We start from the raw sequence: 12,340 nt of genomic DNA on the forward strand, positions 1-12,340 counted from the left end.
ATTTGGACGATGCGCATGCCTACTTGAGACCGGAGTGCACCATCGTTTCGTTCACTTTCCCTTGGAAAAGCAAGAACATGATAAAAGTAGGCAGGAACATGAGCAAACCTGCCGCCGCAGCAATATTCTGGCCTGCCACGGCATTGGCATTGCCGCTGATTAGCGTTGTGACGTAATAAGACAGTGTTTTTTTCGTCTCATCATGAATGAACAATGTAGAGCCTTCGATGTCGACCCAAGCATATTGAAAAGTAATAATCGCCACTGTCGCAATTGCCGGCATCGCGAGCGGAATTACAACCTGATAAAATATGCCGAATTCGCTTGCGCCATCCAATTTGGCTGCTTCAATCAATTCATTAGGCACTTGGCCGATAAATTGAATGAGCAGAAAAACCGCCACCGGCGAAGCCAAAGAAGGTAAAATATGTGCAAAGTAGGTGTCCACAATGCCCAAATATCCGACAATCAAGTATCGGGGAATCGATACGGTTTCGGGCGCAAACATAAGGGCGATCATTATTAACGACATCAAAAACGCTTTGAACGGGAAACGCTGTTTGGAAAACGCGTAGGCGGCCATTGAACTGACCAATATAACGCTCAAAACGTTGACCACCGTCACGAATACGCTATTGAACAAATAACGGGTGAACGGTACGAGATCCACCGTCTTGGCTTGGAAAAGCTCCATAAAATTTTGCGTCGTCGGCTGACGGACAAGGAACGTCGGCGGGAACAGGAACATTTCGTGCAGCGGCTTGAACGCGTGATTAAAAATAAACACAAGCGGCAATGCCATAAATAGAGCGAGACCAGACAGCATGACATATATCGTGAAGTTGAATGGAGTAACGCTGCGCAATCGAATAATGCTCACTCTTCTCCCTCCTTCGTCTTCAGAATCCGGTAGAAAAACCGCATTAACAAATAGGACATGACTAGCAACACAACCGAAATCGCCGAAGCATAGCCCAATTCATAACGTTGGAATGCAAAATCGTCAACGTGGTTAATAATTAAGTGTCCGGAATATCTTGGCGTAATGGGCAGTCCGGTCAACTGTACCGAAATTTGCCCCGCCTTAAGCGTTGTAACGATCGTCATCACCGCGCTGAACAGCATTTGCGGCTTCATCGACGGGATTGTAATGAAGTAAACTTCCTGAAGACGATTCGTAATGCCGTCAATGCGCCCCGCTTCATACAGCTCCGGATTTACGGTAGCAAGACCGCCTAACATCGATAGAAACCCAATATTGAAACTGATCCATAACGAAACGATAATCATAATGTTCAATAAATAGCGCGGATCTTGAAGCCAGACGACAGGGAGATCCAGAAAACCAAATTTCAGCAGCAAATAATTTAAGTACCCGACCCTGTCGCCGCTAAACGCTGCTGCCCATACGACTGTCAAGGCCGTACCTCCCGCAAGCGAAGGCGCGTAGAAAGCAAGTGTATAGAAATCCCGCATTTTTTTGGGCAATTGATAGATAAGCCAGGCGAATATAAAAGAGAGCACATACCCGCCTGGACCAACGAACAAGGCAAACTTCAGCGTGTTCGGCAGCGCATACTTCAAGAACACCAAGTCTTGCGTAATCAGTGCGATATAGTTGCTAAGACCGCTAAACTTTGGCGTCTCGAATGCGTTGTAAGAGGTGAAGCTAAGCAATATTGCCATCACAACCGGAATAATGATGAAGATGATGAAACAGATCATGAACGGAGCTAGAAAAAGATAAGATATACGGCTTCGCCAACAATCAAAGGCCAGCTGCCGAAATCCGCGTATTACGCTAGTCATGCTCCGACCTCCTATACAAATCGTACGGTTTATCCATTTGAGGAATATTCAGATTGCGATCGGAATCATAACCAAATTCGGATTGCTTCCTGCGCATTTCCCGTTCAATCGACACCGCCGCCCGATCCAGCGCTTCTTTCTCCGCCATCCCGTCAAGCAGCACATGATTCCAGGCAAAATCCATTTCACGTGACAAGAAGTAGTAGCCCGGTACAACGGGTACATTTTTTACCCAACGGGCCTGTTCAGCGATTGCTTTCAAGTCGTCCGATGGCCAAGGGGATTGCAGAAGCGCCTCCATGTTCGCGGAATTCCAACGATATTCCAGCCCGAAGTAAGATTCAATATCTTGCCCATAACGCAGCTGCGTTTCAGTTGACGACCACCACTTCATAAATTGCCACGCTTCTTCTTTTTTACTGCTTTTCTCCATCATGAGCATACTGGTCGTTGCCTGCGGAGACCAACGCGCAACCGTTCCGTCACTCTGTTTCATGCCAGGAAGCGGAGCGATTTTCCAATGACCCGCAATGTCAGGCGCGGCTACGGATAGCAGAACGTACGTATTGAAGTCCGCAATGCCTGCCGGAATATCTCCATAGCGGAAATGATTGAAGAACGAAGGAACTTCAAGCGGTAAATAATACTTCTCAAACAAGTCCATCCATTGCTTGAATGGTTTAATGGCTTCTTCTTTGCGCAGCGTCGTATTCATCCCGTCTGCCGAGTAAAAATCCAGCCCTCGCTGATAAAAGAAAGGCGTAAAATCTTTGGGTGGATAATAAAAGGTCATAAAGTTTTCCTGCAGCGTCGGTAAAATGTCATAGAGATCATCCCATGTGTCCGGGGGCTTAAGTTTCAATTGTTCAAACAGATCTGTCCGGTAGAAAAAAACAGGGAAATTTTCCACTTCCGGCAGGCCGTATATACCGTTGTCTAACGTGTATGAACGCATGACACCGGGATGGAACCGCGTAACGACCTTTTCAAAATCCGGAAATTGCCGCAAATTGGCAGTCGCACCGCGCATCGCAAATTCGACAGGTGTATCCATCGCGATGCCGAGCGCCACATCCGGTTGTTCGCCTGCCGCATTGCCAAGCACGAGCACATTCGGATTAGGAATTAAATTCAAATTCACTTTAATGCCCGTATTCGGCGTAAAATCTTGATCAATTAAATCTTGCAACAAATCAACATAATCGCGTCCCCGATTCATCCATACGTCGATTGTTTTTTCCTTATCTTCCGATTTCGAGTTGTACGCGAGGTAAAACGATCGGAAAAAGTCACCTATCGAATAACTGAATTTTTCGAATTTTCTGGATATTCTTAAGCCAGTTTTTGTTTCAGGAGTTCTAACTACGATATAATCGAGCAGGAGCGGTTGCTGATCGACTGAAGTCAACCATGTCCCGATTTTCGACTGGATCGCAGTCAATTCCGTTAATCGATTCGGAATTTTATCCACGTCATGTAAAAATTCGCGAAGTGTAATAATCGATTGTTCGATCGCTGCAGTGAGGTCGGTTTCCGAACCATTAAGCCCATTCATATAGCGAACTATATTTTCCATCTCAACGACAGAAGAGGTAACTTGCTGTTCGATATTGGGAATATTACGTTTAAGATCCCATGTCCGATTTACGTCGGAATTGGCCGCTTGAAATTGACTATAATCACCAATGACGGTTCGGATCTGCCGATCGAACTCCCTTAAATGATCAAGTGTTACATACAAAGCCTGAAGTGCAGGTCTCACTGGAGAGGAGTCTGCTGTCATGCGAAGCGTGTGACTGCCTCGTTCCAAGTAAAACAAATACGGATTGCCGCCCCTATCTTTTAGCGTTTCCAAACTGAAAGAACGACTATAAGCGAAAGGGTAGCTTAGCATTTCTTCAAAAGGTACTCGATCATCGATCGTAATCGTACGATATACAGTTGTTCGCCCCTGATAGCTCTGGCGGTACTTAACATCGATTGCATACCAGCCATCCTCCGGTACCTTAACCCCCCATTCCACCCAATGACCCGGAAACTTCCAGCGGTCAGCACCTAGCGTATTGTATACCAGCCGCCCTTTAGGATCAGGTGAAATATTTGCCTCACTTACAGAATATTTTTGAATCCCAATATTGGACTTCTGGGTAAATTGTTCTGCTTCAATTAATGAATACCATTCCAATTCGTTTTTTTGCTCTGTGTGTGTAGTTACATAGGATGCGTAGGCAGGTATAGAATCCGGTGATTTAATGATTAGACTGCCGATCGCAACAGGCTCGCGAACACCGGTCATCCGAATGAGATGACGACCTTTCATCAAATGATAGCGCATCGGTCTTGAATCGGTTTCAAAGTTGCTAACGGTTTTCACATACCAGCCTTCAACTTCGACTTGCTTGGAGCGAATCTCATTTCCGATTGCATTTTTGGCATAAGGATATTGCGCATCCTTCCAAATTCGATCCAATTCGATTCTTGCTGATTCTTGAAACGGGGTAACTCCATCGACGAGCAATCCTCTCATAATGGAAGATGAAGTACCCTTAAGCGGTGAATACTGAATTTGAATTTCATACAGGCCTTCTTGTTTAATGTCCGCTTCCCATTCAATCCAACCTTCCGCATTCTTCCATTGCAGCACTTCCTTGCCGAGTACATCATGATGTACTTTTTCAATGCTACCCTCATTGGATCTTTGACTTAGGTTGTTTGCATTCAGCTCGATCCGGACGTTTGTAGTATTAGGCACACCTTGGCTGTCATATTGTTGAAGCTTCTGGTTATAGGTGGGAATAGCGGATTGATCGGCATCCGGCAAGTTCAAAATTGCAACGTCTGCAGGCTCATAGTGCTTCTGTTCGAACCAAAATGAACGAATGGCATAGAACAGTACAATCGCCGTACAAATGAGTAGAAATATAACAAGTCGCATCGGCAACCGTATTGCCTTTCTGTTCATAAGTGATTGACCCCTTTAGAATAAAGGATTGACTGCTTTGTCTCGCCGGAGAACAAATGAGCTTTGTCCAATCTAAGATGAATACGAACTTGATCGCCAATCTGGACGTCCGTATGAGATTCCGCGCGCAACGTCAACTTGTCATGACTGACATCTGCTGTTAAATACGTATCCGAGCCCATTAACTCCTTCATTTCAATCTTGGCCTCAATGACCCATTCCGCCTCTGTCACCCTGCATTCGTTTTCCAACTGGATATGCTCCGAGCGCATGCCAAGCACGACATCGTTTTTTTTGAATTCACTTGCTTCCAGCATTGATGTAAAAGCACTTGGAAGCGGCAGCCTCCATCGTTTTGTTTCAAAATAAAATCGATTTTGTTCACGGGTTAAGCGCCCTTGAACGAAGTTCATTTGCGGTGTACCTATGAAGCTTGCTACAAACATATTCGAAGGGTAATCATATAGTTGCTGGGGAGAATCCACTTGCTGAATTTCACCCGATTTCATGACGACAATACGGGTCCCCATTGTCATCGCTTCAACTTGATCATGTGTAACATAGACGGTTGTCGTTTGCAGGTTGGCATGCATACGAATCAGTTCCGCTCTAGTCTGCGCTCTGAGCTTGGCATCCAGATTTGACAGCGGTTCATCCATTAGAAATACTTTCGGATCCCGCACCATTGCCCTGCCCAAAGCGACACGCTGTTTTTGCCCCCCTGATAATTGATTGGGACGCCGTTCAAGCAAGTGGTCAATTTCTAATGCCCGGGCCACCCGGTTTACCTTCAACTCAATCTCGTGCTTATCAACTTTACGGAGCCGTAATCCTAAAGCGATATTTTCATAGATCGACAAGTTGGGATATAGGGCATAATTTTGAAATACCATCGCAATATCGCGATTTTTAGGAGATACATAGTTTATAAACTTATCGTCTATGTATATTTCTCCATCCGTAATTTCTTCAAGTCCAGCCAACATGCGCAGCGTAGTCGATTTGCCACAGCCTGAAGGTCCGACAAGAACTAGGAACTCTCCGTCGCCGACCTCCAAATGAAAATTTTTTACAGAAGGATTTTCTTCCCCTTTATAAGCCTTGTACACATGGCGAAATGACACTGTCCCCATTCATTTGCCTCCTTTATCTAAATTTTTAAGGTTTATTCGCATATTTATTGGTCATCAAGTTGTCGAATACTGCATTCGCCTTGGCTGCCGTTGATTTGCCGAGCATAACCTTCTGCAATTCCTCGTAATAACTGTTCCATTCCTGATTCCACACATTTATCACGATCCTTAGATTTTGTGACCACCAAGTGTCTTCCAAACTTATCGCTTCAAGCATTGATCTGCTCGTCGGATTAAGTAAGGATGTATCATCGAGCTTTATCGCCGGAATACTGACAGCAGCATTCGCATAGAGAAGCTGTCCTTCTTGCGAAGTCAGATATTTCACAAATTGAATGGCTTCCTTCTTGTACGGACCAGCTTCAGTTACTGCTGCCGATGTTAAGGGAATAAGCGGTGCTTTCGCATCCGGGTTAACCGAACCTTCATAAGCCGGCACTCTGAAGCTGATAATATCCGCCGGATTCATCCCCATTGTGAGTAACGATGCATAAGTAAACGTACCTCCAATTGAATAAACGGCTTGCCCATTCGCGAATAATTGATCGCTCGGATCAATGTCCAGCATCGTCACCCCCGGAACGAGCAGCTCATTATTGCTCATCGTCTCTAGGAAATCTCCGATATGACTGTGCTTCGGGTCTATCATATTCTCTTTGCCGGTCATTAGCGCGGCATAGGATTCCGGGCCATTCTTCATATAATCGATGAAATCGGCAAACCAGTTTTGATAAAGGCTTGCATACCTGCCGCCGAACGTTAACGCCGGAACGCCTGTTGCGGACTTGGCTTTCTTCATATCTTCAATCCACGCTTCGATCGAAACAGGCGCCGTCTGTGGAATTCCAGCCTTCTTTAGCAATTTCGCATTAGCATAGATGATATAGTTCGAACCAATATCGATTGGTAAATTATACACTTCTCCGACTTTTCTATCCTTGTACCACGCACCCATGTTCACATTCGATTGCCATGCATCAACATGCGCTTGAGAGATCGTTACCTCGTTCAATCCGGTAGCCAAGAAGCTGTTCTTCCACGCCGGGTCGGCTTCGAGCTCGCCCTGTAAATTCGCTGCTATGCCACTTAAGGCCGCTACGCCTGCGCTTGCTGTTGACCAGTACAAGTAAATATCGGGCATCGTGCCCTCAGCTGCTGCAGCAAGCAAATATTGCACATAAGTTTGATCGGGAGTAATCGCTTGAGTCTCAACCGTTATCCCCGTATCTGCTTTGAATTTTTGCGCCACAGCTTTAAGCCCTGGATCGAAACCGACCTTCCAGTGCCACAAGGTTAATTTCACATCGCTTTTCGGAACCGACTCCGCGCCGGCAGGACTGGTTCCAGCAGATCTTCCGGATGCATTGTTACCATTACCACCGCAAGCGATAACCACTACTAGAACGAATGCAAGTGATAAGAGCCGATAAGCTTTTCTCTTGATACTAGTCATTTGAACCACCCCTATGGAAGCGTTTGCAATCGTCTTTAATTAACATTATAGCAGTCCATCCAATTGACAGAAACGATAGAATACAACGATTATTTTTGTTTTCTCACGATATTAAACCGATTCATACGCATGAGAATATTTTCCTGATATACTAAATTCAAACCTTAACTGTAATAGTTGTAATAGATGCTTAAGGGCCTTAATGAAGGAGGTTTGCATACTAGGTGAGCATGAACAGCATGAAGAACTGGTTTCGAAGCGTTAAGCTGCGTTACAAAATGCTGATCTTGTTCAGCATCCTGATCGCTGTATTCGTTCTCAATATCAGCTATTTCTCCTTCAAGAAAACAGAGAGCTATTTGGATGAACTATCCAATAATGCCTACAAAGAAATGCTCGTACAGGCCAATGTAACCGCAGAGCTTCAGATTAAAAATTACGAACGCATCATTAATACCCTCTATATTAGCGATGAATTTCAGAAATTATTAACTAGCTCCTATCAAACGGCATTCGATAAATATATCGCCAATAACCGCATTAAGGACTTTGTTGAATCCATCCTCAATACGTATGAGAACATGCCGGACATCAACATCTACCTCTTCAACCAGAATACTTTCTCTGGAATCGTATATCCGGTATCAGACATTACCGATCTCTTCTGGAAAGATGAAGTATTGAAATATAGCGCAGCAGGCGTGCATTGGGTTCAGCGCAGACTCGAACTGCCCAATGGCTCCTATTACAAGTTGGTTGCTGCCAAAGCGCTCAGGAACTCTGCCAACAACTCGGTTTACGGCATCCTCTCGCTCGAAATTGATCCTACCTTTATTTACAATCAGATCAGCAATCTTGAATTATTTAAGGAAGGTAATGTGTTCGTTCTGGACCTGAACGGGACCATCATTTATAGCCTGAATAACTATTTGGCCGAGAAGCCCGGACAGCCCTTCCGATTCTCCCGTAAATTGAATGGGCAATCGGGCTCTTTCATCGAGAATATAGACGGGACCAACTATTTCGTCGTGTACGATAAGATGCTCCACAGGAACTCCACGCTCGTCGGAATTACGCCGATCCAGGGTGCATTGCAAATATCCAATGAAGTCAGAGATTATAACATACGTATGGCCATCCTGCTTATTCTGTTAGGTATAGCCATTATTTATTTCCTGTCGCGTTTATTCACCAGGAGAATCAGCTTATTAACTTCTGAGATGCTGAAGGTCAGCAGGGGAACGCCTGGCATCCAGCTCGATATGGAGAGCAATGACGAGATTGGCAAGATGAATCGTGTCTTCCATATGATGCTGAGCAAACTGAACAAGAACATGGAAGAAATGAGCGAACTGAAGACCCGGGAGTTTGAGCTCCAATTGAAGGCATTGCAGGCCCAAATAAACCCCCATTTCCTGTACAACACCTTATCTACAATTAACTGGATGGCGATGAGTCTGAACGCCGACGATATTTCGCTGGCGATCAATGCGTTGGCCAAATATTATCGCACGGGTCTTAACAACGGCAAAGAAATCGTTACTGTCAATGAAGAGCTTGAGCACATCAAATCCTACATCTACATTCAGAAAATCCGGGTGAAGGACAATATCGATTTTCGTTTTTCAATCGATCCGGAAGCACTGCCCTACCTCCTCCCGAAGATGGTGCTTCAGCCGATCGTAGAAAACGCCATTCAACACGGCATAGAGAAGCAGCGCAAAAGAGGCATTATTACGATCGACATCAAGAAATCCGACAAATATATTTATTTCGAAGTTAGCGATGATGGCACAGGGATGCCCGAATCAGAGGCTGCTTCGTTGCTAACGTCAATTCATGACAAAGGAAGCTATGGACTCTATCATATTGATAGCAAGATCAAGCTCTATTTTGGTTCTACATATGGATTGTCTATAAGCAGTGCCGAGAACCTCGGAACCAAAGTAACGATTACGATCCCTACCACAAGACAAATCCAATAGCAGAAAAAGGGTGGAACTATGCTGAAGATTGTAATTGCCGAAGATGCTGCCTTTGAAAGAGAAGGATTAGTCCGGAGCATTCCATGGAACGACTTGGGTATCGTCGTCGTTGGTGCTGCAGAAGATGGCAAGCAAGCTTGGGAGCTGATAGTAGAACATAATCCGGATATCGTTCTGACTGATATCAAGATGCCGATCGTTGACGGAATCGAGTTATCCAAAGCAGTGAACCGCGATTATCCATTAACCAAGCTTGTGTTTATTTCCGGGCATGAAGATTTTAATTTTGCGCTGGAAGCGATTAAATCCAAAGTATTGGCCTATATTCTGAAGCCCTATACCTTTCGCGAAATAACGGATACGATTCGCCAGGTTGCCCTAATATGCATGGATGAGAAGGGCCGCGACGAGCAAATCCGGATCATTCAATCCAAGCTGGATGAAACACGACCTTTTTTCGAAGAAAAGCTATTGCAGGATATCATCAACGAACGGATCCAGGACGAGCTTACCTTGAACGAAAGACTACAATACTACGGACTCTACTTCGATAAGTCCTGTTTTGCCGTCATCCTTCTTGATTTCGAGGCCACTTCGGTAACGGATCATGCCTTATCCGATAACTTGTATATCATTCGCAATCGCCCGGGGGAACTCATACTTCTCATCAATGAAGATCAAGCTCATCTCAACAGACGCGAAGATCTGGAGGCGATCGCGGTTGAACTGAAAGATCGGGTGAACGCCCGGCTTCAATCCGATGTGGCCATTTGTGTCAGTCGACCTTTCTCCCATTTATTGAATCTGGCATACGGCTGTAAAGAAGTATTGGAAGCCAAGAAACGACTTCCTATGGTCGGACGTATCCATCCCGTATTTTATGAGGACGTGACCGGAGCCGATGATGTATTCGGACGATTAGACAGAATTGTTGCGGACGTCAAACGCTTTATCCGGTTAAGGTACATGGACAACATTACTCTGAACGATATCGCCAGTGAAGTGTTCATGTCGCCCAATTATTTGAATTCCCTATTCAAGAAAGCAACTGGCAAAAACATTAACAAATATTTAATTGATTTTCGCATAACAACGGCTATGGAATTGCTATTGAAGCCTGACGCAACCGTCAACAGGGTCGCCGAGAAAGTCGGCTATCGTAATCTTGCTCATTTTAGCACCTTGTTCAAGAAACAATGCGGCATGACCCCGATGGAATATCGAGACTACAGATCAAACCAATAAGATGAAATCTGAATGATCTGTTTAATTGACATAGACAAGCAGGAAGAGGAGCGCTGGCGAATGATCAGAAATAGCCTATGGCCTCTGAAGAGAGCCGTTCTTGCATTGTTATTGGGATTACTGTTGCTTTCAGCATGTCAATCCGATTCTTCTATTGATCCGGCAACTTCACCTGATCCTGACGGGACGGCAGCATCGCTGGAAGCAAAAAATGACGAAATGGTTATTTCCGCCTATCAGGGAACGATTTACACAGGCCCCAAGAATGGGCCGAGTACGGAATATGCGAAATACATCAAAAGTCGGTTTAACATAAACGTTGATAGATTCGTGTGGTCATCTGGTGAGAACATCAAGAAGAAAATCAGCCTGTTTGCCGCATCAGGTGAAATGCCGGATATTATCCAATTCGGAGTAGGTCCCGGCATGCTGCCCGATTTGCAAATCCCGCACGAAATGGCTGATAACGGAATGCTGCTCAATATTGAGCCCTATCTCAACAATAGCCCGAATCTCATGAAATACTTGACCCCGACCATTATAGATTCTTACCGCAATCCGAGTAATGGCAAACTCTATGTGCTGCCAAACTTCGCTGTCAACGAGCAGTTGATTGATGAGCTTACAATTGAGGTTAATAACGTTTTTATCGTTCGTGCAGATTGGCTTGAGAAGCTGCATTTGGAAGTTCCAACAACACCGGAAGATTTTTACGAGATGCTGATCGCTTTCAAGAAAATGCCTGATTGGAATGGACAGCAGGTCATTCCTTACATGCCCTTCTGGAGGGGGGCAGAAATCCGTTCCCATATTGGTGCGATGTTTGGCATCTGGAAGTACAGAACTGCGGTTGATGAGGAAGCGCAACGGATGGTCGATTATCATGAAACAAAGGAATATCTCAGCTACTTGAAATATGCAGCGAGGCTTTACAGGGAAGGACTTATTTATCCGGAAGCTTATAAGACGGACTGGGAAGATGCGTTTTACAACTATATCCCCACCCCTAGGGTAGGCCTTTCCAATCTAAGGCCCGGGGAGATTACATCCATGAATACAATGCTGCAGAAGCTCGATCCTAAGGCAAAATACGTTCCGATGCCATTGCCTAAAGCCCCTGGCGTTGGAAATAGCGAAATGGAGCGGATCAATAGGTTAGGCAGTTCTGCTATTATAATCAGTAAAAAAGTAAGCGATCCTGAGCGATTGTTCCACTACCTGGATTGGATGGCCAGTGATGAAGGCTGGGCAACGGTAACCTTCGGTCCGCCTTCCAAAGAAAATGGCAGCTGGTATATCGACGAGATGGGGCAGCTAATCGACAATCCCGAGCTCGCCGCGATGAAGAAAGCTGAAAACCCGGCATGGGAAAGCGATGTGCTGGGTGCCTGGCAGTATGGTTTGTCCGGCGTCTTGAAATACACGCGGAATTTAATTCTAGATCAATCCGGCGAGCCCGATCCTATTCGTCTACTCGCCAATAAAATGTATTCCAGCGATGTATATATGGACATATCTTACGATATTCTTCAGAATCTTGCCCCTGGTCCAGAGAGAGCGGAGAAAGGAGCAGGGCTAGATAAGCTATTTGAAGAAGGAGAAGCCAGAATCGTCATGACCAGCACTAGCGATGCCGATGTAACTGTCATGTATGAGAAGATGATGAAGCAAGCTGTTGAGGCAGGATTTCTGGCCATTCTGAAAGAGGATTATGGTCGATACCAAACCGTGGAAAAAATGCTTGAATGATGAG

At 45.1% G+C, this 12,340-nt stretch carries 8 protein-coding genes; 3 read left to right on the plus strand and 5 right to left on the minus strand.

Annotated elements, in window-relative coordinates; all coding sequences use genetic code 11:
- Window positions 1–19: 19 nt before the first annotated feature.
- Genes EKN16_RS17290 through EKN16_RS17310 form a run of 5 tightly spaced genes read right to left on the minus strand, consistent with a single transcriptional unit; the run spans window position 20 to window position 7,357 of the window.
- Complete coding sequence (locus EKN16_RS17290; RefSeq protein WP_232015823.1) at window positions 20–880, minus strand: carbohydrate ABC transporter permease; 861 nt, start codon at window positions 878–880, stop codon at window positions 20–22.
- Complete coding sequence (locus tag EKN16_RS17295) at window positions 877–1,809, minus strand: carbohydrate ABC transporter permease (RefSeq protein ID WP_125659808.1); 933 nt, start codon at window positions 1,807–1,809, stop codon at window positions 877–879. The genes EKN16_RS17290 and EKN16_RS17295 overlap by 4 nt, the downstream gene beginning before the upstream one ends.
- Complete coding sequence (locus EKN16_RS17300) at window positions 1,802–4,771, minus strand: extracellular solute-binding protein (protein ID WP_125659811.1); 2,970 nt, start codon at window positions 4,769–4,771, stop codon at window positions 1,802–1,804. Before EKN16_RS17300 ends, EKN16_RS17295 begins: the two co-directional genes overlap by 8 nt.
- A complete protein-coding gene (locus EKN16_RS17305) occupies window positions 4,768–5,904 on the minus strand; it encodes an ABC transporter ATP-binding protein (protein WP_125659814.1) in 1,137 nt (378 codons plus the stop codon). Before EKN16_RS17305 ends, EKN16_RS17300 begins: the two co-directional genes overlap by 4 nt.
- 25 nt (window positions 5,905–5,929) lie before the next feature.
- Window positions 5,930–7,357: an ABC transporter substrate-binding protein gene (locus EKN16_RS17310; protein ID WP_125659817.1), complete on the minus strand. Its 1,428-nt coding sequence runs from the start codon at window positions 7,355–7,357 to the stop codon at window positions 5,930–5,932.
- Window positions 7,358–7,587: 230 nt separating this feature from the next.
- Here EKN16_RS17310 and EKN16_RS17315 point away from each other — a divergent pair, with 230 nt between their 5' ends.
- The 3 genes from EKN16_RS17315 to EKN16_RS17325 are packed head-to-tail and all read left to right on the plus strand — an operon-like array spanning window position 7,588 to window position 12,336.
- Complete coding sequence (locus EKN16_RS17315; RefSeq protein WP_232016550.1) at window positions 7,588–9,342, plus strand: sensor histidine kinase; 1,755 nt, start codon at window positions 7,588–7,590, stop codon at window positions 9,340–9,342.
- A gap of 18 nt (window positions 9,343–9,360) precedes the next feature.
- Window positions 9,361–10,587 carry a response regulator transcription factor gene (locus EKN16_RS17320; protein ID WP_125659823.1) on the plus strand — a complete coding sequence of 409 codons (1,227 nt, stop codon included), beginning with the start codon at window positions 9,361–9,363 and terminating at the stop codon, window positions 10,585–10,587.
- Between the two features lie 60 nt (window positions 10,588–10,647).
- Window positions 10,648–12,336 carry an extracellular solute-binding protein gene (locus tag EKN16_RS17325; RefSeq protein WP_164522846.1) on the plus strand — a complete coding sequence of 563 codons (1,689 nt, stop codon included), beginning with the start codon at window positions 10,648–10,650 and terminating at the stop codon, window positions 12,334–12,336.
- Window positions 12,337–12,340: the final 4 nt, after the last annotated feature.

The sequence above is a fragment of the Paenibacillus baekrokdamisoli genome, assembly GCF_003945345.1.
Taxonomy (GTDB): Bacteria; Bacillota; Bacilli; order Paenibacillales; family Paenibacillaceae; genus Paenibacillus_Z; species Paenibacillus_Z baekrokdamisoli.